Genomic DNA, 21,258 nt, shown 5'->3' with positions numbered 1-21,258 from the left:
GTCGGCACCTACCCGTTTAGCCTGTCGCGCTGCGACAGGCTAAACTGTTGGTCTTTCTGCCTTTTAACTGCGACCGCGCATCATGTCCGAGTCTACCGCCGCCCCCACCGACGCCCTTCCGGAAACCCAGGAAAAACGGGATTTCATCCGTCAGATCGTCCGCGAGGACCTGGCCGCCGGCAAGCATGCCGCGATCAAGACGCGCTTCCCGCCCGAGCCGAACGGCTACCTGCACATCGGCCATGCCAAGTCGATCTGCCTGAATTTCGGCATCGCCGGCGAGTTCAACGGCGTGTGCAACCTGCGCTTCGACGACACCAACCCGGCCAAGGAAGATCCGGAGTACGTGGCCGCGATCCAGGATGACGTGCGCTGGCTGGGCTTTGAGTGGAACGAGCTGCGCCATGCATCGGACTATTTCGATGCCTATTACCTGGCCGCGCAGAAGCTGATCGCCGATGGCAAGGCCTACGTGTGCGACCTGTCGGCCGAGGAAGTGCGTGCCTACCGCGGCACCCTGACCGAGCCGGGCCGTCCGTCGCCGTTCCGCGACCGCAGTGTCGAAGAAAACCTGGATCTGTTCCGCCGCATGCGTGCGGGTGAGTTCCCGGATGGCGCGCGCACCGTGCGCGCCAGGATCGACATGGCCAGCGGCAACATCAACCTGCGCGACCCGGCCCTGTACCGGATCAAGCACGTCGAGCACCAGAACACCGGCAATGCGTGGCCGATCTATCCGATGTACGACTTCGCGCATGCACTGGGCGATTCCATCGAGGGCATCACCCACTCGCTGTGCACGCTGGAGTTCGAAGACCACCGCCCGTTGTACGACTGGTGCGTGGACAACGTCGATTTCGCCCACAACGACGCGCTGACCCAGCCGCTGGTCGATCGCGGCCTGCCGCGTGAAGCCGCCAAGCCGCGCCAGATCGAGTTCTCGCGGCTGAACATCAATTACACGGTGATGAGCAAGCGCAAGCTGATGGCACTGGTCACCGAGCAGCTGGTGGATGGCTGGGAAGACCCGCGCATGCCGACCCTGCAGGGCCTGCGTCGCCGCGGTTACACCCCGGCCGCGATGCGCCTGTTCGCCGAACGCGTGGGCATCAGCAAGCAGAATTCGCTGATCGATTTCAGCGTGCTTGAAGGTGCGCTGCGCGAAGACCTCGACAGCGCCGCCGCACGCCGCATGGCGGTGGTCGATCCGGTCAAGCTGGTGCTGACCAATCTGCCGGACGGCCACGAAGAGACGCTGACCTTCTCCAACCATCCCAAGGACGAGGCGTTCGGTACCCGCGAGGTGCCGTTCGCCCGTGAACTGTGGATCGAGCGCGAGGATTTCGCCGAGGTCCCGCCCAAGGGCTGGAAGCGCCTGGTCCCAGGTGGCGAAGTGCGCCTGCGCGGGGCCGGCATCATCCGCTGCGACGACGTGATCAAGGATGCCGAGGGCACCATCACCGAACTGCGCGGCTGGCTGGATCCGGAATCGCGCCCGGGCATGGAAGGCGCCAACCGCAAGGTCAAGGGCACCATCCATTGGGTCAGTGCCGTGCATGCGGTACCGGCCGAGATCCGCCTGTACGACCGTCTGTTCTCGGTGCCGAACCCGGACGACGAATCCGAAGGCAAGACCTACCGCGACTTTCTCAATCCGGATTCCCGCCGCACCGTCACCGGCTATGTCGAGCCGGCCGCGGCCAGCGCTGCGCCGGAACAGTCGTTCCAGTTCGAACGTACCGGCTACTTCGTTGCCGACCGCCGCGACCACACCACGGCCAAGCCGGTGTTCAACCGCAGCGTGACCCTGCGCGATACCTGGTCGGCGTAAGCGGCCCCGGCCGGTGCCTGGCACCGGCCCGCACCATCTCCGCACGGCCCTGTCGGCCAGGGCCCGTGCTGCCTTTCCCTGCAGCCGGCGCGCCCTGCGCCAGCGTGCGCGTGGCCGCGTTCAGCGCGGGCACGGCATCCCTACGCGCGGCCCGATACACTGCCGCTGCTCCATCTTCGAAGAGGTCCATGTCCCGATGCTGTACGCGCAAGTCCATCTCACCCTGCCCGCCTGGATCCACGACCAGATCGATCTGGGCCGTGTCTATCCCGACGATGCCGACAAGGTCGCGCTGGCGATCGAACTGTCGCGCCTGAATGTCGAGGCGCAGAGCGGTGGCCCGTTCGGCGCCGTGGTGTTTGGGCCGGACCATCGCGTGATCGCCGCCGGCGTGAACCGCGTGGTGCCGCATACGACCTCGCTGGCACATGCCGAAAACATGGCCTACATGCTGGCCCAGCAACGCCTGCAGACCCCGCGCCTGAACGATGTGCTGTCGCCGATCACCCTGGCGACCTCCTCGCAGCCGTGCTGCCAGTGCTACGGCGCCACCATCTGGGCCGGGATTGATCGGCTGCTGATCGGTGCCAGCGCACAGGACGTGGAAGAACTGACCCCGTTCGACGAAGGTCCGCTGCCGGCGGACTGGATCGGCGAACTCAACAAGCGTGGCATCGAGGTCGTGCGCGACATCGAGCGCGACGCCGCGCGCGCGGTGCTGCGCCAGTACGGAGAGTTCAACGGTGCCCATTACTGATATCCGCGCTTCGGGCGCGATGCGATGAGCGGCCTGCTGTGTCTGTGCCGCCAGGGGTTTGAACCGGAACTGGCCGCCGAGCTGTCCGAGCGCGCGGCGTATGCGAACGTGGCCGGCTATGCGCGCACCCAGCGCAATGACGGTTACGTGGTGTTCGTCACCGAGGAAGGCGCAGCGCTGTCCAGGGCCCTGTCCTGGCGCTCGCTGATCTTCGCCCGGCAGAAACTGCAGGTGCTGGCCGAGCTGCCGCAGCTCGATGCCGCCGATCGCATCACTCCGATCATCGCCGCCCTGCAGGGTCAGCAGCGGTTCGGCGACATGTGGGTCGAGCATCCGGACTCGGACGAAGGCAAGCCGCTGGCCGGCCTGGCCCGCGCGTTCGGCAATGCACTGCGCCCGGCGCTGCGCAAGGCCGGCCTGCTCACCGACAAGCCGAACACCGGCCTGCCGCGCCTGCACATCGTGTTCGTCGATGGCCGTCATGCATTCGTGTGCGTGGCCGATACCCGCGACAGTGCGCCGTGGCCGCTGGGCATTCCGCGCCTGAAGCTGCTGCCCGATGCACCCTCGCGCTCGGCGCTGAAGCTGGATGAAGCACTGCTCACCCTGATGACGCCGGAAGAGCGCGAGCTGCTGGTCAAGCCCGGCATGCGCGCGGCCGATCTGGGCGCCGCACCGGGCGGCTGGACCTGGGTGTTGACCCGCCAGCACCTCAAGGTGATCAGCGTGGACAACGGCCCGCTGCGCGAACACGTGCTGGAGACGGGCCTGGTCGAACATCTGCGCGCCGACGGCTTCCACTGGCAGCCGGAGACGCCGCTGGACTGGATGGTCTGCGACATGGTCGAACAGCCCCGCCGCGTGGCCGAGCGCATGGCCACCTGGTTCCGCGAGGGCTGGTGCAAGCATGCGATCTTCAACCTCAAGCTGCCGATGAAAAAGCGCTGGGATGAAACCCGCATGTGCCTGGAGCTGTTCCAGGAACAGGCCGGCAAGCCGCTGCATCTGCGCGCCAAGCAGCTGTACCACGACCGCGAAGAAATCACGGTGCTGGCCTCGCCGCTGCGCTGACCCACGCGCACCGCCGGTAGCGCCGGGCCATGCCCGGCTGGCCGCGCAACGCGCGGCACTGATCGAAGCACGCGCCGGTTGCCCGGCGCCCCCACGTCAAGAACGGAGATTCCATGCGACGCCGATCAAGCCTCATCCTGCTGCTGACGCTGCTGCCCACGCTCGCCCTCGCCCAGCTCCGCCCCCCGTCACCGGCGGTCAGCGAGCCGCTGCGCGAGGTTCCCGTGAGCGTGCGCGCACAGCCGCTCTCGCAGGGCGAGGTGACCCATCAGGTGACGCTGGCCGCGCCGGCCGGCGAAGCGGCGGTGACGGTGCGTTCGGTGCAGCCGGTGAGTGTGGTCGGCCAGTACCGCATCGCCTTCGCCGCGCTGGATGTCGACGGCGACGGCTTCATCAGCCGTGCCGAGGCGCAGGCCAATCCGACCCTGGCCGATGAATTCAACGCGCTGGACGTGAAACGACGCGGCAAGCTGGACCGCGCCGATCTGGCTGGCTGGCTGATCGACTGAGCGCGGCGGTCACAGCCCCGCCGCGCGCTTCCAGAACATCGACACCAGCGGCGGCAGCTTGCCGGCGCAGCCCAGCGCACGCCCGCGCGCCAGGGTCAGGTGCATTTCATCGTTGGAGAACACCGTGTTGATCGCATCGAAGCTGTACGCAGCGACGGTGTTCTCGCTGCGGCGCTCGCGCGCCCAGCGCTGCAGGCGGTGCGGTGACATCCAGTCCTGGCGGCGCTGCTGCGCGGCCAGCACCATCGCCCGCAACGCGGCGACATCGCGCAGGCCCAGATTGACGCCCTGCCCGGCCAACGGATGCACCACGTGGGCGGCATCGCCGAGGGCGAGCACGCGGCCGGCCACATACCCCGTGGCGAGTTGGCGGCGCAGCGGGAAGGCCGCGCGCCTGGAGGCCGGCGTCATCGCTCCCAGGCGGCCGGCAAACGCGTTGGTGAGTTCGCGACCGAAGGCCGCATCGTCCAATGCCAGCACGCGCTCGGCCTCGACGTCGGGCAGCGTCCACACGATCGAGCTGCGGTTCGTGCCGATCGGCAACACCGCCAGCGGGCCGGTCACCAGGAAGCGCTGCCACGCAGTGGCTTCGTTGTTCCTTTCGGTATCCACATAGGCGACCACGCCGCGCTGGCCGTAATCCTGGCGCGTGACCTCCAGCCCGGCCAGGCGGCGCAGGGTGGATTCGGCTCCGTCGGCGGCAATCGCCAGCGACGCCTCCAGCCTGCGGCCGTCGTCCAGGCGCAGGCGCACGCCGGTGGCGTCCTGTTCGAGTGCCTCCACCCGCGCCGGGCAGCACAGCTGCACGCCGGCCGCCGGCAGCGCCGCCCACAGGCGGTCCACGAGCAGATCGTTCTCGACGATCCAGCCCAGTTGTTCGCGGCCAAGGGTATCGGCATCGAAGCGCAGTTCATCGCCGCCGGCGGCATCCCAGACCCGCATGCGGCGGTAGGCACAGGCACGCGCGGTGCTCACCGCCGGCCATACGCCGAGCGCGCCAAGCAGCTGGGCGTTGTCCGGCGCGAACGCGTACACGCGCAGGTCAGGCTGCTGCGGTTGCCAGGCGGCAGGCTCGCGGCCTTCGACCAGCGTCACCGACAGCCCGGCATCGGCCAGCGCCAATGCGCACGCCGCACCGACCACGCCGCCACCGACCACCACCACGTCCTGCAGACGCCGGCTCACAGGCCCGCTCCCCGGCACAGCGCCGGCACCTGGCCACGGAAGCCCATCGCCCCACCGACCAGCATCGACTGCATCGGCGTCGCCTGTGCCGCCAGCAGGCCGAGCGACCGCAGCGGCCGCATCAGCGGTGCCGGGTTGCTGGTCAGGCGCGCCAGCCCACCGGAGAAGGCGATGGTCTGCTCGCGGTCTTCGATGCGCCGGGCCACATGTTCCTGCAGCAGCGCATCGCTGCCGGCATCGTCGGCGTCGGCGTCGGCCACGAGTTCGGCCAGGGTCAGCGCATCGCGCAGGCCAAGATTGAAGCCCTGTGCACCCAGCGGGTGGATGGTCTGCGCCGCATTGCCGAGCAGCACGGTGCGCTCGCCGACCAGCGCGCGCGACAGCACCTGGATCAGCGGATAGGCGCTGCGCGGCCCACTCTCCAGCAGGCGGCCGGCGCGCCAGCCGATCGCCCCCTGCAGCCGGCTTACCCATGCGGCATCGTCCAGCGCCATCACCGCATCGGCCTGCTCGCGGGCAACGCCGTGCACCGCACCGAAGTGGCGGTCGCCACGCGGCAGCAACGCGGTTGGGCCAGTGTCGGTGAAGCGCTCGTACGCGGTGCCATCCGGCGCACGTGCGGCGCGCACCCGCGAGACGAACAGGGTCTGCTCGAAATCATGTTCGTCCACCTCGATCCCCAGTGCCTCGCGCACCCCGCTGCGGGTCCCATCGGCGCCGACCACCAGGCGCGCCAGCAGGCAGCGCTCACCGCTGTCATCGGCGATGAAGACCTGGCGATAACCGTCCACCGTCGCGCCCAGGCGGACGAACCGGGCCGGGCGATAGCGGGTCAGCCGGGTCAGCGTGTCCAGCCGCGCCTCCAGCGCCTGGCCGAAATCGCGGGCGACCACGACCTGCCCGAACCACGGGCGCTGGTACTGCGCGGCCTCCATCCGCACCCGGCCGAAATCGCCGGCGCGGCTGACATGGATGCGGGTGATCGGGCCTGGCGCAGCGGCCAGCTTCTGCATCACGCCCAGCGCGGTCAGTGCGTTGACGGTGGCGGCCGCGAAGCTGAGGTTGCGCTGGTCGAACACCGCCGGCAACGCGCCCAGCGGCGAGGCCTCGACCAGGCCGACATCGCGGCCGGCACGGTCCAGGGCGATGGCCAGGCTGGCACCGACCAGCCCGCCGCCTACGATCAGTACACCATGTCGTTCACTCATGCCCGCCATGATAAGGGTTCGCCCGTTCCGGCGGCGTGCGGCGGGGTGCCGCAGCAGGCGCTAGAATGAATGCCTGCCCCCACCCGTCACCGCCATGACCTCCACTGCCCAACGCGCCTTCGTCCTGTCCGTGCTCGTGCTGCTGATGGTGGCGACCCGGGTCAACCATTTCGCGGCGATTCCGGATGCGTCCTGGGCGGTGTTCTTCATCGGCGGCTTCTACCTGCGCCAGTGGACCCGCTGGACGTTTCCGCTGTTGATGGCGCTGGCGGTGCTGATCGACTGGATCGTGATCCGGCGCAGCGGGCTGGATTTCTGGCAGCACTACTGCGTGTCGCCGGGCTACTGGATGCTGCTGCCGGCCTACTTCGCGATGTGGAGTGGCGGCCTGCTGCTGCGCCGCGGCTACCACGGCGCCAACTGGGCCGCACTGGGCAAGGGCGCGTTGCTGCTGGTCGCGGCGGTGGCGGTCTGCCATCTGTTCGCCGAAGGCGGCTTCTACTGGACCAGCGACAACGTGGCCGCGCCCACTTTCGGCGGCTGGGCGAAGAATTACGGCGACTGGTTCCTGCCCTACCTGCGCACCGCCGCGGTCTATGTGGGCCTGGCTGCCGCGCTGCAGTTGGCGACCGAGCAGGTCGGCAAGCTGCTGCAGGCGCGCCGCGACGTGCTGCGCTGACCGCGGCCGGCCGCGATCATGGGCAACCGCCTCTCCCGCATTTATACGCGCACCGGTGACGATGGTAGCACCGGCCTGGGCGATGGCAGCCGCGTGGCCAAGGACGACGCGCGGGTGGCGGCCTATGGCACCGTCGACGAGGCCAACTCGGCACTCGGCGTGCTGCTGGCCGCGCCGCTGCCGGAAGACGTGCGCGCCCTGCTGACGGTGATCCAGCACCAGTTGTTCGATCTGGGGGGCGAGCTGTGCATCCCCGGCCATGCTGCCATCCACGCTGCCGACATCGAGGCGCTGGAGCAGCAGCTGGATCACTACAACGCCGACCTGCCGGTGCTCAGGGAGTTCATCCTGCCCGCCGGTGGCGAAGCCGCCGCGCGCTGCCACCTGGCCCGCACCATCGTGCGCCGGGCCGAGCGCGAGACCGTCACCCTGGCGCGCCGGGAGACGGTCCGCCCGGAAGCGCTGCATTACCTCAACCGCCTGTCGGACCTGCTGTTCGTGCTCGCGCGCGTACTGGCCCGGGCCGACGGCCACGGCGAGGTGCTCTGGCGCCACGAGCGCCGCCACGCCTGAGCGGCCCCGCCGCCCCACCGGACCTCCTGCCCGCATGCTGGTTTTCACCCACCCCGCCTGTCTGCAACACGATCCCGGCCGCGGCCACCCCGAATGCCCGGCGCGCCTGCAGGGAGTGCTCGACGCGCTCAGGGCCGCCTATCCGGACCAGCTGGACTGGCGCGAGGCGCCCCCGGCCAAGCTCGGCGAGCTGGCCCGGGTCCACGACAGCGAACTGATCGACCTCGTGCTCAAACCGCAGACCGAGCCGCTGCGCCTGATCGACATGGACACCATGACCTCGCCCGGTTCGGCCAGCGCCGCCCTGCATGCGGCCGGCGCCGGCGTGGCGGCGGTGGATGCGGTGATGCTCGGCGAGGACCCGGTCGCGTTCTGCGCGGTACGCCCGCCGGGCCACCACGCCAGCGCCAGTACCGCGATGGGCTTCTGTCTGTTCAACAACATCGCCATCGCCGCGGCCTACGCGCGCGACCGCTATGGACTGGAGCGGATCGCCATCGTCGATTTCGATGTCCACCATGGCAACGGCACCCAGGACATCTTCATCGCCGATCCCGGCGTGGCCTACTACAGCACCCACCAGGCAGGCCTGTTCCCCAACTCCGGCCTGCGCCGCGACCGCGGGGCCGGCAACCTGATGAACATCCTGCTGCCCCCGGGCAGCGGCGGCTTCCGCTTCCGCAACACCTGGGCCGACGAGATGCTGCCGGCCATCGATGATTTCCGCCCGCAGCTGCTGCTGATCTCGGCCGGCTTCGATGCGCACATGCGCGACCCGCAGGCCGATCTGATGCTGGAAACCGAGGATTTCGCCTGGATCACCGCCGAGCTGCGTGGGCTGGCCCGCCGCCACGGGGCCGGCCGGATCGTCTCCATGCTCGAGGGCGGCTATGACCTGCAGGCCTTGGCCGAGTGCAGCGTGGCCCACGTCGGCCAACTGCGCTGAGCCGCGCAGGCCCGCCCTGCGAATGAACCCGGCCCCCTGCGTCGGCGGGACCTTCATTGCCCCTATGCAAGGGATGGGGCAAGCTACGATCCGTTTTCGCCCGAATCCGATACCGCGTGCGCCGAGCCCTCCGCCTGCTGCCCCTCCCCCTCAGTATCGCCATCTGCCTGCCGGCCCTGGCCGACGACAAGCCGGTGAACTGGGGCCTGTGCCCGGTGACCGACGTGCTGCCCGTGTTCGACGATGCGCCCAAGGCCGACAAAGCCGCGGCCGCGACGCGTGACCAGCAGCCGACCGACATCGAAGGCGACCAACTGACCGGCACCTCCGTGGTGCCCAACTACCAGGGCAATGTCGCGCTCAAGCGCGGCGACCAGTTCCTGGGCACCGACAACCTGAGCTTCGATACCGAAAGCGGCAACTACATCGCCGAGGGCAACGTCCGCTACCAGGACTCCTCGATCCGGATGAAGGCCAAGCGCGCCGAAGGCAATCAGGAAAGCGACACCCACAAGATTTCCGACATCCAGTACCAGCTGGTGTCGCGCCGGGGCAACGGCGGTGCCGAGTCGATCGACCTGCAGGGTGCGGTCGGCCAGATGCACCGCTCCACCTACACCACCTGCGACCCTTCGCAGCCGGTGTGGAAGCTGTCGGCGCCGCAGATCGAGGTCGATAACGACGCAGGCTTCGGCACCGCGCGCAACGCCGTGCTGCGCATCGGCAAGGTGCCGGTGCTGTGGGCACCGTACTTCAAGTTCCCGATCGACGATCGCCGCCAGACCGGCCTGCTGTATCCGCAGATCGGCCTGTCCGGGCGCAACGGCTTCGACTACACCCAGCCGATCTATCTGAACCTGGCGCCGAACTTCGACGACACCCTGATGCCGCGCTACATGAGCAAGCGCGGTTTCATGCTCGACAACGAGTTCCGCTATCTCTACGACGGTGGCCGCGGCGAGCTGCTGACCGCCTACCTGCCCAACGACAAGCTGCGCGACAAGGATCGCGGCCGCGTGGAGTTCAGCGGGTACCACAACATCAATGCCAACTGGCAGGCCCGTGCCAGCCTTGCCTGGGTCAGCGACGAGCGCTATCTGGAGGACTTCTCCAACCGGCTGCTCGGCGTGACGTCTTCCAACCTGCAGAGCCAGATCGGCGTCTACGGGACGGGTGAGAACTGGACCGGCGGCCTGATGGCCGACTACTGGCAGCTCACCGATTACACCCTGACCGAATCCTCCCTGCCGTACGCGCGCCAACCGCGCCTGTTCGTCAACTGGGACAAGCCGCTGCTGCCGTGGCTGGAAACCGGCGTGTACGCCGAAGCGGTGCATTTCACGCATCGGGACGTCCACGGCAAGATCATCGACGCCGAAGGCGAGTATGTCCGCGACGGCCTGCCGCCGACCCCCATGGACGGTGGTTCGCGCATCGACATCAAGCCCTATGTCTCGATGCCGTTCAGCGGCGCGGCCTGGTATGTCACCCCGACCCTGGCCTACCGCTACACCGGGTACGACCTGGAACGCGGGCTGGCCGACAACATCCGCCGGCAGAACCTGATCGCGGCCGGCATCGACCCGGCCACCGCTACCCCGGACCAGCTGCGCGGCAATACCTCGCCCAGCCGCAGCCTGCCGATCGGCACCATCGACGCCGGCCTGTTCTTCGACCGCGAGACCACCATCGGCGGCACGCGCTTCCTGCATACGCTGGAACCGCGCCTGTTCTACCTGCGGACCCCGTACCGCGACCAGAGCGAGCTGCCGGTCTTCGACACCCGTGACTTCACCTTCAGCTGGGGCCAGCTGTTCCGCGATTCGCGCTACTCCGGCGCCGATCGGCAGAACGATGCCAACCAGCTGACCATGGCGCTGAGCACCCGCTTCATCGACCAGGACACCGGCAAGGAACGCTTCTCGGGCAGCATCGGCCAGATTCTGTACTTCGACGACTCACGGGTCACGCTCAACAGCGGCGAAACCCCCGTCGAGCAGGGCAAGTCGGCCTGGATCGCGGACGGCAACTACGCCATCAACGACCGCTGGAACCTGGGCGCCACCTACCAGTGGGACCCCAAGTACAAGCGCGAGGACCTGGCCAGCGTGCGCGCACGCTACCTGATGTCCAACGATGGCGTGGTCAACCTGACCTACCGCCACCGCCTGAACCCCAACGGCAGCGAACTGCTGGAGCAGGCCGACCTGTCCTTCCTGTACCCGCTCAACGAGCGCTGGAGCCTGGTCGGTCGCTATTACTACTCCATCCAGGACCGCGCCCCGCTGGAGATCATCGGCGGCGTGCAGTGGGACAGCTGCTGCCTGGCCGTCCGCGCCATCGCCCGCCGCTACGTGCGCAATCGCGAGGGTGAACTCAACAATTCCTTCCAGATCGAGTTCGTGCTCAAGGGCCTGAGCTCCATCGGCCAGAACACGGACCGCACCTTGCGCCGTGCTATTCTCGGGTACTACCGAGACGACCTCTATCTGGTGCCGCCCAGCAACACCGGTGCAGCCCGCGACGACTACGATCCGAATCAGATCCCATGACCAAGACCCTTCCCGTACTCCTCGCCTCCCTGCTGGCGGTCTCCTCCGCGACGGCCCCGTTGCAGGTGCTGGCCCAGCAGAGTCAGCAGCTGGACCGCATCGCGGCGATCGTCGATGAGGACGTCGTGCTGCAGAGCGAACTGGACCGCGCCGTCCAGAACATCAAGGCGCAGTACGCCGGTCGTGAAAACCAGCTGCCGCCCGATGACGTGCTGAACCGCCAGGTACTCGAGCGTCTGGTCCTGGTCAAGCTGCAGGTGGCGCGTGCCGAAAGCAGCGGCATCAAGGTCAGCGACCAGGAACTGAACCAGGCCATCAACGCCATCGCCCAGCAGAACGGCTCCACCCTGGACGCCCTGCGCCAGCGTCTGGCCAGCGATGGCCTGGATTTCAACGATTTCCGCAATTCGGTGCGTGACGAGATCACCGTCCAGCGCCTGCGCCAGAGCTTCGCGCAGAGCCGGATCAGCGTCAGCGAGGGTGAAGTGGACGGCGCGCTCAAGCAGCAGGCCACCGCCGGTATCCAGTACCACCTGGCCCACATCCTGATCGGCCTGCCGGAAGGCGCCACCGCCGAGCAGATCACCACGGGCCAGAAGAAGGCCGATGGCGTCAAGGCCCTGCTGGACAAGGGTGAAATCGACTTCAACGCAGCGGCGGTCCGTTATTCGGACAGTCCGAACGCGCTGGAAGGCGGCGACCTGGGCTGGCGCTCGCTGGATGAGATCCCCAATGCGTTCGCGCAGATGATGAAAGAGATGAAGACCGGCGACGTGGTCGGTCCGCTGCGTGGCCCCAGCGGCTTCCAGCTGCTGAAGCTGGTCGAGGTGCGTGATGCCAGCGCCGCGGCCGGCGGCGGCCACACCATCACCGAGTACCACGCCCGTCATATCCTGGTCCGCATCACCGACCAGCAGGACAATGCCGCGGCCAAGGCCAAGATCGACACCCTGCGTGCCCGCATCGCAGGCGGCGCCGAGTTCGACGCGGTCGCCAAGGAGTCTTCGGAAGACAACAACAGCAAGGGCCAGGGCGGCGACCTGGGCTGGTTCCCGGCCGACGCGTTCGGTCCGGACTTCGGCAAGCAGGTGGAAGGCGTCGCCGACGGCGGCGTGAGCCAGCCGTTCCGCACCGATGCCGGCTGGCACATCGTCCAGCGCGTTGCCACGCGCCAGACCGATGCCACCACCGACAACCAGCGTGCCCAGATCCGTGAAACGATCGGCCGCCGCAAGCTGGAAGAAGAGTACAACCGCTTCCTGCAGGAACTGCGTGGCGAAGCCTACGTGGACATGCGCGGCTATGCGCCGGGTGCCGCGGCGACCACGCCGCCGCAGTCCTGATCCATGCTCCCGCAGCTCGCGCTGGTACCGGGCGAGCCGGCGGGGATCGGCCCGGAGCTCTGCCTCCGCCTGATCCAGCAGCCGCGCACCGACTGCCGGCTGCTCGCCTTTGCCGACCCCGACACGCTGCAGGCCGCCGCCGCAGCGCTGTCGCTGCCCCTGCAGCTCCTGCCTGAAGATGCCATCGCCCGCCAGCCGGGCGATCTGCCGTTGCGCGCGGTGCCCAATGCCGTGCCGTCCCGCTTCGGCACGCCGGACCCGGCCAATGCCGGCGCGGTGATCGGTGCGCTGCGCCAGGCCGGCCAGGCCTGCCTGTCCTGCGAGCTCGCCGGCGTGGTCACCGGCCCGGTGCACAAGGCAGTCATCAACGAAGGCGGCATTGCCTACAGCGGCACCACCGAACTGTTGGCCGACCAGGCCCGGACCCCGGTGGTGATGATGCTGGCCAACGACATCGTACGGGTCGCGCTGGCGACCACCCACCTGCCGCTGCGGTCGGTGGCCGATGCGATCACCGCCGAGGGCCTGGCGCTGACCCTGCAGATCGTCCACGACGCGCTGCAGCGCGATTTCGGCGTGGCCTCGCCGCGTATCGCCGTGCTCGGGCTCAACCCGCATGCCGGCGAAGACGGCCATCTGGGCCGCGAAGAACTCGACCTGATCATCCCGCTGCTGGCGCGTCTGCGCGCCCGGGGCATGGAGCTGGTCGGGCCCCTGCCGGCCGACACCGCGTTCCTGCCGGCCAAGCTGGCCGGCTTCGACACCGTGCTGGCGATGTACCACGATCAGGGCCTGCCGGTGCTCAAGTACAGCGGCTTCGAGCAGGCCGTCAACGTCACCCTGGGCCTGCCCTATCCGCGCGTCGCGGTCGACCATGGCACCGCCCTGGACCTGGCCGGCCGCGGCATCGCCGACCCTTCCAGCCTCCTCGCTGCCACCGCGCTGTGTGCCCGGCTGGCGCGCCAACGTACACTGGTGCCATGACTTCTTCGTATTCCTCCTCCGGCGCGCCCGGTTTCTCCGGTCCCGCCAAGAAGCAGCTCGGCCAGCACTTCCTCGCCGACCGCAGCTACATCGACAAGATCGTCCTGGCGGTCAACCCGAAGGACGGCGACCGCCTGGTCGAAATCGGCCCGGGCCAGGGCGCCATCACCCTGCCGCTGCTGCGCCGCCACCCGAAACTGACCGTGATCGAGTTCGATCGCGATCTGGTCGGGCCGCTGGCCGCCGCCGCCGAACCGCTGGGGGAGATGACCATCATCCACCGCGACGTGCTGCAGGTGGATTTCACCGAGCTGGCCGCCGGCAGCCCGATCCGCCTGGTCGGCAACCTGCCCTACAACATCTCCTCGCCGATCCTGTTCCATGCGCTGGACCACGCGTCGGTGATCACCGACATGCATTTCATGCTGCAGAAGGAAGTGGTCGACCGCATGGCGGCCGATCCGGGCAGCAAGGTCTATGGCCGCCTCAGCGTGATGCTGCAGGCGTTCTGCAAAGTGACCTCGCTGTTCGTGGTGCCGCCCGGTGCGTTCCGGCCGCCGCCCAAGGTCGATTCGGCCGTGGTGCGGCTGGTCCCGCGGGATCCGGCCACGGTCGGCATCCTGGACCGCAAGCGTTTCGCCCACGTGGTCAAGGCCGCCTTCGGGCAGCGCCGCAAGACCCTGCGCAATGCGCTGCAGAACGTGTGCACGCCCGAGCAGTTCGAAGCAGCCGGGGTGCGCAGCGATGCCCGCGCCGAGCAGCTGGACGTGGCCCAGTTCGTCGCACTGGCGAACATGCCGTACGCCGACGGTGACGACGCCCCGCAAGGATGAGCGCGTCAGCCGCGGCCCGGAACGGCCGCGCGCACGTGGAAACCGCCTGACCGCCAAGACGGGAGCGCTGCCAGCCGGGCAGCACTCATCTCATCGTGCACAACATTCACTAAACTGCCTGCATGAACGACGCTGCAAATTACGCGATCTCCGTCGAGGTCGCCCCCCGCTTCCTCGATGACCAGTCCACGCCGGAGGACGGGCGCTACGCGTTCGCCTATACGATCCGCATCCTCAACCAGGGCCGTGTCGCTGCGCGCCTGGTGGCCCGCCATTGGCGGATCACCGACGCCAATGGCCGCACCGAGCAGGTCGATGGCGACGGGGTGATCGGCGAGCAGCCGCGGCTGCGCCCCGGTGAAGACTTCCGTTACACCTCCGGTGTCATGCTGGAGACCGAGCACGGCACGATGCAGGGGCACTACGACATGGTGGCCGATGACGGCACCGAGTTCGCCGCCCCGATCGCGCCATTCGTCCTGACCGTTCCGCGCACACTGCACTGATGGAGGCGCACGCATGAGTGTCTGGGCCATCGGCGACCTGCAGGGCTGCTACGACGTTACCCAGCGGTTGCTGGAAAAGATCAAGTTCGACCCTGCGGTCGACAAACTGTGGTTCTGCGGTGACCTGGTCAACCGTGGTGGGCAATCGCTGGAGACCCTGCGGCTGGTGCATTCGCTGCGCGAGAGCAGCGTGATCGTGCTGGGCAACCACGACCTGTCCCTGTTGGCGGTCGGTGCACGCACCGAGGAAGAACAGCGCAAGGTCAACCCGGACCTGCTGCGCATCGTGCAGGCCGATGACCGCGACGTGCTGCTGGATTGGCTGCGCCTGCAGAAGCTGGCGCACGTGGACCGCGAACTGGGCTGGATGATGATCCATGCCGGGCTGGCCCCGAAATGGACCACCCAGCTGGCCGAGAAGCACGCCCGCGAAGTGGAGGTGCAGCTGCATGGCAGCGGCTACCGCAAGCTGTTCCGCAACATGTACGGCGACAAGCCCAGCTGGTCGCCCGGCCTGGCCGGCTACGACCGCTCGCGCGCGATCATCAACCTGTTCACGCGGATGCGCTACTGCACCCCGCGTGGCCGTATCGGAATCGAGGACAAGGGCACGCCAGGCACGCAGGAACAGGGCTTGTACCCCTGGTTCGAAGTGCCGGGCCGCGCCGAGCGTGACCTGAAGATCGTGTGCGGACACTGGTCCGCGCTGGGCCTGACCATCACCCAGGGCGTGCATGCCATCGATACGGGCGCGGTGTGGGGCGGCAAGCTCACCGCATTGCAGCTGGACACCGACGAGCTCCGCGTGGTGCAGGTCCCGGGCCGGGACGTGCCCAAGCCGGTCTCCGCGCCGCGTCCGCCGGCACGCCGGCCGGCCGCTGAAGGGACGCAGCCGAACGGGCGTCCGCCGCGCCAGGGTCAAGGCCAGGGGCGTGACCGTGGCCGGGGCGGCCAGGGCCGCCAGGGGGGCAGCACCACCAGGCCCGCACAAAGCGCACAGCCGCAATCGCAGCCGCAGCACAACGACGTCACCAGCGACGCGGAATGATCCGCAGGCCGGTCAGCACGACCGGCCTGCCTGCACCGCCGGCTCACGCGCGGCGGTAATCCACGAAATCGAACGCGAACGCGTGGCGCTCATCGGCCGCGTGGTGCTCGCGCGCCACTTCCACCCATCCCGCAGGATCGACAGGGGGGAAATGGGTATCGGCCGGCACGCGGGTGTCCACCCAGGTCAGGTGCAGATCGGTAGCCTGATCCATGGCCAGACGATAGATCTCGCCGCCACCGATGACGCAGAGCTCTTCCGCCCCTGCATCGCCTGCAGCCTGCAGCGCCTGCTCGACGGAGGCCACGGCCTGCATGCCCTCGAACGGCACCTGCCCGCTGCGGGTCAGCACCAGGTTCACGCGGCCCGGCAAGGCGCGGCCCAGCGACTGCGCGGTCCTGCGCCCCATCAGGATCGGCTTGCCGACGGTCAGCGCCTTGAAGCGCTTGAGATCATCGGGCAGCTTCCACGGCAGGTCGTTGTCACGGCCGATGCCGTGGTCGGTGTCGAGCGCGGCGATCAGCGAGAGCTTCATGCGCGGGCCACTCACACCGCCACCGGGGCCTTGATCGCCGGGTGCGGGTCGTACCCGTCGATGCGGATGTCCTCGAACTGGAACCCGAACAGATCGGTCACCTCGGGGTTCAGCCAGAGCGTCGGCAGCGCGCGCGGCGCGCGGGCGAGCTGTTCGCGGGCCTGCTCGACGTGGTTCGAGTACAGGTGCGCATCGCCCAGGGTGTGCACGAAATCGCCGACACCCAGCCCGGTTGCCTGCGCCACCATGTGGGTCAGCAGCGCGTAGCTGGCGATGTTGAACGGCACGCCGAGGAAGATGTCGCCGCTGCGCTGGTAGAGCTGGCAGCTGAGCTTGCCGTCCACCACATAGAACTGGAACAGGTTGTGGCACGGCATCAACGCCATCTGCGACAGCTCGCCCACGTTCCATGCACTGACCACCAGCCGCCGCGAGTCCGGGTTGCGCTTGATCTCCTCCACCAGCCACTGCATCTGGTCGATGCTGCCGCCGTCGGCAGTGGCCCAGCTGCGCCACTGCTTGCCGTAGATCGGGCCGAGGTCGCCGTTGGCATCGGCCCACTCATCCCAGATGCGCACCTGGTTGTCGGTGAGGTAGCCGATGTTGGTGTCGCCCTTCAGGAACCACAGCAGCTCATGGATGATCGATCGCAGGTGCAGCTTCTTGGTGGTCACCAGCGGGAAGCCGTCGGCCAGGTTGAAGCGCATCTGCCAGCCGAACACGCTGCGCGTGCCGGTGCCGGTGCGGTCGGACTTCTCGGTGCCGTGATCCAGCACGTGCTGCAGCAGGTCCAGGTAGGGCTTCATGCCTTCGCTCCGGCCGCCTGCACCGGCAACTGCGGCTGCAGCACCGGTGCGCGACGCGACAGCGCCAGCAGCACCAGCCCGAAGGCCACCAGCGGCAGGCTGAGCAGCTGGCCACGGGTAAACCAGTCGAAGGCAAGGTAGACGCCGTTGTCCGGCATGCGCACGAACTCCACCGCGAAGCGGAAGATGCCGTACATCAGCGCGAACAGGCCGGCGATCACGTAGCGATGGCGCGGCTTGGCCGACACCGCCCACAGCACCACGAACATCACCAGGCCTTCCAGCAGCGCTTCATACAACTGCGAGGGATGGCGGGCGTACTGGTTGAGTGCGCCGGTGGCGAACTCGGCCTTGAGCGTAGCCAGGTCCAGCCCGTTCAACGGTGCCGGCAGGCCGCTCGGGAACACTACGCCCCAGGTGCCGTCGGTGTACTTGCCCCACAGCTCGGCGCCGATGAAGTTGCCGATGCGGCCGAAGCCCAGCCCCAGCGGTACCAGCGGGGACATGAAATCGAGGGTGTCGAACAGGTGCTGGCGGTGCTTGCGCGACCACCACCACGAGGCGAACAGGACGCCGAGCAGGCCGCCATGGAAGCTCATGCCGCCGTCCCACACCTTGAACAGCAGCAGCGGGTTGTGCAGGAATTCGGCGGTCGCGTAGAACAGCATGTAGCCCACGCGGCCACCGACGACCACGCCGAGCATCGCGTAGAACAGCAGGTCGGAGAAGCCGTTGGCATCGACCCCGGGCAGGCGCCCGGCCGCGATCCGCTTGCGCCCCAGCCACCAGGCGGCGGTGAAGCCGAGCAGGTACATGATGCCGTACCAATGCACCTTGATCGGCCCAAGCGAGAGGGCGATGGGGTCGATGTCGTGGAAATAGATCATGAAGGGCGCCTTGCAGGGATGCCGATATTCTAGCGCCGCCCGGGAGCGGCCTCGCGCCGGCCCCGGTCACGCGATTGCCGGGCTTCAGCCCAGGATCTGCGGCGTGTCCGGCAGGCCGTCCTGCTGTGACCCCGGAACCGGCGGATAGTGCCCGGCCAGCAGGTCCGAGACCTCCTCGATGGCCAGCAACACGGCATCCTGCAGGGCGCCCTCGCGCAGCCGCTGTTGCATGTGCGCGCAGATCGCCTGCCACTGCGCCTCGCCGATCCGCCCACGAAGGCCGCGGTCGGCGATCAGCTCGATGGCATGGTCGGCCAGCAGCAGATAGATCAGCACGCCGTTGTTGTGTTCGGTATCCCAGGTGCGCAGCTGGGCAAAGGCCTGCTCGGCGCGCTGGCGGGGAGTTACCCCCTGCCACAACGCCAGCAGCGGCAGATCGGCCTCGACCGCGAACATCACCTGCCCGCCGTGCCGGCGCTCGCCGGCGGCGATCGCATCGGTAATGGCCTGCAACCGGTCCGGCGGGAATGCACGCGCCACCGACGGCGAAAAGAGGTGTCGCCACCAGCGCATCACCAACCTCCCGAGGCGCCACCGCCTCCCGATCGTCCACCGCCACCACCCCAACCGCCGCCGCCGCCGAAACCGCCCCCTCCGCCGAAGCCACCGCCGCCCCAGCCGCCGCCACCCCAGCCACTGTTGCGGGCGAAACGGCCGACCTTGCCCGAGGACAGGCCGACGAACAGACCGATCAGCCCGGCCAGGCCGCTGGCCAGCCACAGCGAGGTGAACAGGAACGCGACCGCCGCCGCGCCACCGCCCCCGAGCAGCGCGCGCACCGGGCGTGGCAACCAGCCAAGGACGGCACGCAGGATGCTGCCGACAAAGAAGCCGATGACCAAGGCGAAGGTCCAGCCGTCGCCATCCGGGTTGCGGGTGGCGCGGTGTGTACTCACCGGCGCGGGCAAGGGCTCGCCGTCGATCAGCTTGACCAGCGCGGCGCTGGCGTCGGTCAAACCACCGGCGTAATCATTGGTGCGGAAACGCGGGGCCAGGTACTCCTGGATCACCCGGTTGGCGATCGCATCGGGGATCGCGCCTTCCAGGCCGTAGCCCGGCTCGATGCGGACCCGGCGGTCGTCCTTGGCCACCACCAGCAGCACGCCATCATCCACCCCCTTGCGGCCGATGGACCACTGCTCGAACACACGCTGGGTGTACTGCTCGATGGTCTCCGGCGCGGTGGTCGGCACCATCAGGATCTGCAGCTGGCTGCCCTTGCGCTGTTGCAATGCCAACGCCTGCGCCTCCAGTGCCTGGATCTGCGCCGCATCCAGGGTGCCGGTGGTGTCCACCACCGGCGAGGACATCGGTGGAATCGCCGCCTGGGTCTGCGCCCAGGCAGGCAGTGCCAGCGCCAGGCAGAGCAGCAACAGGCAACGCAGCAGGCGCGTGGTCACGGGCTCAGTTCGCCGGCTGCGGCTGCTGCTGCGGTGCCTGCGGTGCGGGCGCCGGGGCCGGTGGCTGCGAACCGAACTTGACCGCCGGCGGCTGCGAGATCTGCGCTTCGTTCTCCACCGTGAAGTTCGGCTTGGTCGCATAGCCGAACAGCTTGGCGGTGACCACCTGCGGGAACTGGCGGATGTAGGTGTTGTAGTCCTGCACCATCTGGATGTAGCGGCCGCGCGCCACGGTGATCCGGTTCTCGGTGCCTTCCAGCTGCGCCTGCAGATCGCGGAAGCCCTGGTCGGACTTCAGGTTCGGGTAGTTCTCGGTGACCACCAGCAGCCGCGACAGCGCGCCGCTCAGTTCGCCCTGGGCCTGCTGGAACTGCTTGAGGGAGTCGGCATCGTCGGCATTGACGTTGACCTGCCCCACGCGCGCACGGGCGTTGGTGACATCGGTCAGGACCTGGCGTTCCTGGTTGGCATAGCCTTCCACGGTCTGCACCAGGTTGGGGATCAGATCGGCGCGGCGCTTGTACTGGTTGAGCACCTCGGCCCAGCCTGCCTTGACCTGCTCATCCTTCTGCTGGATGGCGTTGTAGCCACAACCGGACAACAGGGTGGCCAGCACGGCCAGGCACAACAAACGGGAGAACGATCGCATGGCCGGCTCCGGATCTCGATGAACGGGATCCGGAGCATGCCACGTCTGCAGTAAAGCCGGCGTAACCACCCACGCCCCCTGAGTCAGGGGGCTGCCGCGCCCCCTTACCAGTTGCCGGCACCCGGCACGTTGTGGGCCACGGCGCGGCGGCGCATCAGCAGGTTCAGCCACTCCACCAGCACCGAGAAGCCCATCGCGGCATAGATGTAGGGCTTGGGCACGTGCACGCTCAGGCCGTCCAGGATCAGCACCACGCCGATCAGCAGGATGAAGGCCAGGGCCAGCATCTTCACGGTCGGGTTGGCGTCGATGAAGCGGCCCAGCGGGTTGGCGGCCAGCAGCATGACCGCCACCGACAGCAGGATCGCGGCGACCATCACCGGGATGTGGTCGGCGATGCCGACGGCGGTGATCACCGAGTCCAGCGAGAACACGATGTCGATCACGGCGATCTGCGCGATCACCATGCCGAACACGGCCGAGGCCTTGGTGGTGGTCGGGTCTTCGTCTTCGCCGCCGGTGATCAGCTCGCGGATCTCCATGGTGCCCTTGATGATCAGGAACAGGCCACCGAGGATCAGCACCAGGTCGCGGATGGAGATGCCCATGCCGGCGATGGTGAACAGGTTGGCTTCCATGTGGGCCAGGTAGGCCAGCGAGACCAGCAGCAGGATGCGGGTGATGCAGGCCACCGCGATGCCGAGCTTGCGCGCGAACGGACGGCGCGCCTCGGGCAGTTTGCTCACCGCGATCGAGATGAAGACCAGGTTGTCGATGCCCAGCACGATTTCCAGCGCGCTCAGCGTGAACAGGGTCAACCAGACATTGGGGTCGGACAACAACTCAAGGAACATGGACTTCCATCCTTACAGGGGGGACGACGCGGTGGGGCCGCG

The 21,258-nt window shown here is 68.3% G+C and carries 22 protein-coding genes; 13 read left to right on the top strand and 9 right to left on the bottom strand.

What is annotated here, in order from left to right:
* Positions 1-82 precede the first annotated feature (82 nt).
* The 4 genes from AC07WC_RS01670 (at position 83) to AC07WC_RS01655 (ending at position 4,168) form a co-directional block, all read left to right on the top strand.
* Positions 83-1,831, top strand: a complete 1,749-nt coding sequence (locus tag AC07WC_RS01670; protein WP_495208513.1) for a glutamine--tRNA ligase/YqeY domain fusion protein — start codon at positions 83-85, stop codon at positions 1,829-1,831.
* A gap of 196 nt (positions 1,832-2,027) precedes the next feature.
* Positions 2,028-2,588: a nucleoside deaminase gene (locus AC07WC_RS01665; RefSeq protein ID WP_495208512.1), complete on the top strand. Its 561-nt coding sequence runs from the start codon at positions 2,028-2,030 to the stop codon at positions 2,586-2,588.
* Positions 2,589-2,612: 24 nt separating this feature from the next.
* On the top strand, positions 2,613-3,659 hold the full coding sequence (gene rlmM / locus AC07WC_RS01660; protein WP_495208511.1) for a 23S rRNA (cytidine(2498)-2'-O)-methyltransferase RlmM: 1,047 nt from the start codon (positions 2,613-2,615) through the stop codon (positions 3,657-3,659).
* 113 nt (positions 3,660-3,772) lie between these two features.
* Positions 3,773-4,168 (top strand): EF-hand domain-containing protein, encoded by a 396-nt coding sequence (locus AC07WC_RS01655; protein WP_495208510.1) that lies wholly within the window; start codon positions 3,773-3,775, stop codon positions 4,166-4,168.
* Between the two features lie 9 nt (positions 4,169-4,177).
* Here AC07WC_RS01655 and AC07WC_RS01650 read toward each other — a convergent pair whose 3' ends face one another.
* Both AC07WC_RS01650 and ubiH read right to left on the bottom strand, forming a co-directional pair.
* Positions 4,178-5,353 (bottom strand): UbiH/UbiF family hydroxylase, encoded by a 1,176-nt coding sequence (locus AC07WC_RS01650; protein WP_495208509.1) that lies wholly within the window; start codon positions 5,351-5,353, stop codon positions 4,178-4,180.
* Positions 5,350-6,561, bottom strand: coding sequence for a 2-octaprenyl-6-methoxyphenyl hydroxylase (gene ubiH, locus AC07WC_RS01645; RefSeq protein ID WP_495208508.1), 1,212 nt, complete (start codon positions 6,559-6,561; stop codon positions 5,350-5,352). Before ubiH ends, AC07WC_RS01650 begins: the two co-directional genes overlap by 4 nt.
* 94 nt (positions 6,562-6,655) lie before the next feature.
* Between ubiH and AC07WC_RS01640 the strand changes: the two genes are divergently transcribed.
* The 9 genes from AC07WC_RS01640 (at position 6,656) to AC07WC_RS01600 (ending at position 16,025) form a co-directional block, all read left to right on the top strand.
* Positions 6,656-7,240 (top strand): hypothetical protein, encoded by a 585-nt coding sequence (locus AC07WC_RS01640; protein ID WP_495208507.1) that lies wholly within the window; start codon positions 6,656-6,658, stop codon positions 7,238-7,240.
* A gap of 18 nt (positions 7,241-7,258) precedes the next feature.
* On the top strand, positions 7,259-7,813 hold the full coding sequence (locus AC07WC_RS01635) for a cob(I)yrinic acid a,c-diamide adenosyltransferase (RefSeq protein ID WP_495208506.1): 555 nt from the start codon (positions 7,259-7,261) through the stop codon (positions 7,811-7,813).
* 34 nt (positions 7,814-7,847) lie between these two features.
* Positions 7,848-8,759, top strand: a complete 912-nt coding sequence (locus AC07WC_RS01630) for a histone deacetylase family protein (protein WP_495208505.1) — start codon at positions 7,848-7,850, stop codon at positions 8,757-8,759.
* A gap of 116 nt (positions 8,760-8,875) precedes the next feature.
* A complete protein-coding gene (gene lptD / locus AC07WC_RS01625; RefSeq protein WP_495208504.1) occupies positions 8,876-11,311 on the top strand; it encodes an LPS-assembly protein LptD in 2,436 nt (811 codons plus the stop codon).
* On the top strand, positions 11,308-12,654 hold the full coding sequence (locus tag AC07WC_RS01620) for a peptidylprolyl isomerase (RefSeq protein WP_495208503.1): 1,347 nt from the start codon (positions 11,308-11,310) through the stop codon (positions 12,652-12,654). Before lptD ends, AC07WC_RS01620 begins: the two co-directional genes overlap by 4 nt.
* Positions 12,655-12,657: 3 nt before the next feature.
* Positions 12,658-13,638, top strand: coding sequence for a 4-hydroxythreonine-4-phosphate dehydrogenase PdxA (pdxA, locus tag AC07WC_RS01615; RefSeq protein ID WP_495208502.1), 981 nt, complete (start codon positions 12,658-12,660; stop codon positions 13,636-13,638).
* On the top strand, positions 13,635-14,471 hold the full coding sequence (gene rsmA / locus AC07WC_RS01610; RefSeq protein WP_495208501.1) for a 16S rRNA (adenine(1518)-N(6)/adenine(1519)-N(6))-dimethyltransferase RsmA: 837 nt from the start codon (positions 13,635-13,637) through the stop codon (positions 14,469-14,471). Before pdxA ends, rsmA begins: the two co-directional genes overlap by 4 nt.
* Before the next feature lie 122 nt (positions 14,472-14,593).
* A complete protein-coding gene (gene apaG, locus AC07WC_RS01605; protein ID WP_495208500.1) occupies positions 14,594-14,977 on the top strand; it encodes a Co2+/Mg2+ efflux facilitator ApaG/CorD in 384 nt (127 codons plus the stop codon).
* Between the two features lie 13 nt (positions 14,978-14,990).
* Complete coding sequence (locus AC07WC_RS01600; RefSeq protein ID WP_495208499.1) at positions 14,991-16,025, top strand: symmetrical bis(5'-nucleosyl)-tetraphosphatase; 1,035 nt, start codon at positions 14,991-14,993, stop codon at positions 16,023-16,025.
* A 43-nt stretch (positions 16,026-16,068) separates the two neighbouring features.
* Here AC07WC_RS01600 and AC07WC_RS01595 read toward each other — a convergent pair whose 3' ends face one another.
* The 7 genes from AC07WC_RS01595 to AC07WC_RS01565 form a co-directional block, all read right to left on the bottom strand.
* Positions 16,069-16,560, bottom strand: a complete 492-nt coding sequence (locus AC07WC_RS01595) for a dihydrofolate reductase (protein WP_495208498.1) — start codon at positions 16,558-16,560, stop codon at positions 16,069-16,071.
* Between the two features lie 11 nt (positions 16,561-16,571).
* Positions 16,572-17,366 carry a thymidylate synthase gene (locus tag AC07WC_RS01590; RefSeq protein ID WP_495208497.1) on the bottom strand — a complete coding sequence of 265 codons (795 nt, stop codon included), beginning with the start codon at positions 17,364-17,366 and terminating at the stop codon, positions 16,572-16,574.
* A complete protein-coding gene (gene lgt, locus AC07WC_RS01585; protein WP_495208496.1) occupies positions 17,363-18,253 on the bottom strand; it encodes a prolipoprotein diacylglyceryl transferase in 891 nt (296 codons plus the stop codon). The genes AC07WC_RS01590 and lgt overlap by 4 nt, the downstream gene beginning before the upstream one ends.
* Before the next feature lie 84 nt (positions 18,254-18,337).
* Positions 18,338-18,826, bottom strand: a complete 489-nt coding sequence (locus tag AC07WC_RS01580; protein ID WP_495208495.1) for a TPM domain-containing protein — start codon at positions 18,824-18,826, stop codon at positions 18,338-18,340.
* A complete protein-coding gene (locus AC07WC_RS01575; protein ID WP_495208761.1) occupies positions 18,826-19,701 on the bottom strand; it encodes a TPM domain-containing protein in 876 nt (291 codons plus the stop codon). The genes AC07WC_RS01580 and AC07WC_RS01575 overlap by 1 nt, the downstream gene beginning before the upstream one ends.
* A gap of 16 nt (positions 19,702-19,717) precedes the next feature.
* The gene (locus AC07WC_RS01570) at positions 19,718-20,362 is read right to left on the bottom strand and encodes a LemA family protein (RefSeq protein WP_495208494.1); all 645 of its coding nucleotides are present in this window, start codon (positions 20,360-20,362) and stop codon (positions 19,718-19,720) included.
* A 104-nt stretch (positions 20,363-20,466) separates the two neighbouring features.
* Positions 20,467-21,216, bottom strand: a complete 750-nt coding sequence (locus AC07WC_RS01565; protein WP_088433998.1) for a TerC family protein — start codon at positions 21,214-21,216, stop codon at positions 20,467-20,469.
* Positions 21,217-21,258: the final 42 nt, after the last annotated feature.

This window comes from Stenotrophomonas sp. GW821-FHT01H02A (assembly GCF_059422145.1).
Note: the sequence above shows the minus strand (reverse complement) of the source record. Positions and strands in the feature narration are given on the sequence as shown.

Excerpts from the sequence above, each read along its gene's own strand:
- AC07WC_RS01670 (WP_495208513.1), top strand. The coding sequence starts at position 83 with ATGTCCGAGTCTACCGCCGCCCCCACCGACGCCCTTCCGGAAACCCAG.
- AC07WC_RS01665 (WP_495208512.1), top strand. The coding sequence starts at position 2,028 with ATGCTGTACGCGCAAGTCCATCTCACCCTGCCCGCCTGGATCCACGAC.
- rlmM (WP_495208511.1), top strand. The coding sequence starts at position 2,613 with ATGAGCGGCCTGCTGTGTCTGTGCCGCCAGGGGTTTGAACCGGAACTG.
- AC07WC_RS01655 (WP_495208510.1), top strand. The coding sequence starts at position 3,773 with ATGCGACGCCGATCAAGCCTCATCCTGCTGCTGACGCTGCTGCCCACG.
- ubiH (WP_495208508.1), bottom strand. The coding sequence starts at position 6,561 with ATGAGTGAACGACATGGTGTACTGATCGTAGGCGGCGGGCTGGTCGGT.
- AC07WC_RS01640 (WP_495208507.1), top strand. The coding sequence starts at position 6,656 with ATGACCTCCACTGCCCAACGCGCCTTCGTCCTGTCCGTGCTCGTGCTG.
- AC07WC_RS01635 (WP_495208506.1), top strand. The coding sequence starts at position 7,259 with ATGGGCAACCGCCTCTCCCGCATTTATACGCGCACCGGTGACGATGGT.
- AC07WC_RS01630 (WP_495208505.1), top strand. The coding sequence starts at position 7,848 with ATGCTGGTTTTCACCCACCCCGCCTGTCTGCAACACGATCCCGGCCGC.
- AC07WC_RS01620 (WP_495208503.1), top strand. The coding sequence starts at position 11,308 with ATGACCAAGACCCTTCCCGTACTCCTCGCCTCCCTGCTGGCGGTCTCC.
- pdxA (WP_495208502.1), top strand. The coding sequence starts at position 12,658 with ATGCTCCCGCAGCTCGCGCTGGTACCGGGCGAGCCGGCGGGGATCGGC.
- rsmA (WP_495208501.1), top strand. The coding sequence starts at position 13,635 with ATGACTTCTTCGTATTCCTCCTCCGGCGCGCCCGGTTTCTCCGGTCCC.
- apaG (WP_495208500.1), top strand. The coding sequence starts at position 14,594 with ATGAACGACGCTGCAAATTACGCGATCTCCGTCGAGGTCGCCCCCCGC.
- AC07WC_RS01600 (WP_495208499.1), top strand. The coding sequence starts at position 14,991 with ATGAGTGTCTGGGCCATCGGCGACCTGCAGGGCTGCTACGACGTTACC.
- AC07WC_RS01595 (WP_495208498.1), bottom strand. The coding sequence starts at position 16,560 with ATGAAGCTCTCGCTGATCGCCGCGCTCGACACCGACCACGGCATCGGC.
- AC07WC_RS01590 (WP_495208497.1), bottom strand. The coding sequence starts at position 17,366 with ATGAAGCCCTACCTGGACCTGCTGCAGCACGTGCTGGATCACGGCACC.
- lgt (WP_495208496.1), bottom strand. The coding sequence starts at position 18,253 with ATGATCTATTTCCACGACATCGACCCCATCGCCCTCTCGCTTGGGCCG.
- AC07WC_RS01580 (WP_495208495.1), bottom strand. The coding sequence starts at position 18,826 with ATGCGCTGGTGGCGACACCTCTTTTCGCCGTCGGTGGCGCGTGCATTC.
- AC07WC_RS01570 (WP_495208494.1), bottom strand. The coding sequence starts at position 20,362 with ATGCGATCGTTCTCCCGTTTGTTGTGCCTGGCCGTGCTGGCCACCCTG.
- AC07WC_RS01565 (WP_088433998.1), bottom strand. The coding sequence starts at position 21,216 with ATGTTCCTTGAGTTGTTGTCCGACCCCAATGTCTGGTTGACCCTGTTC.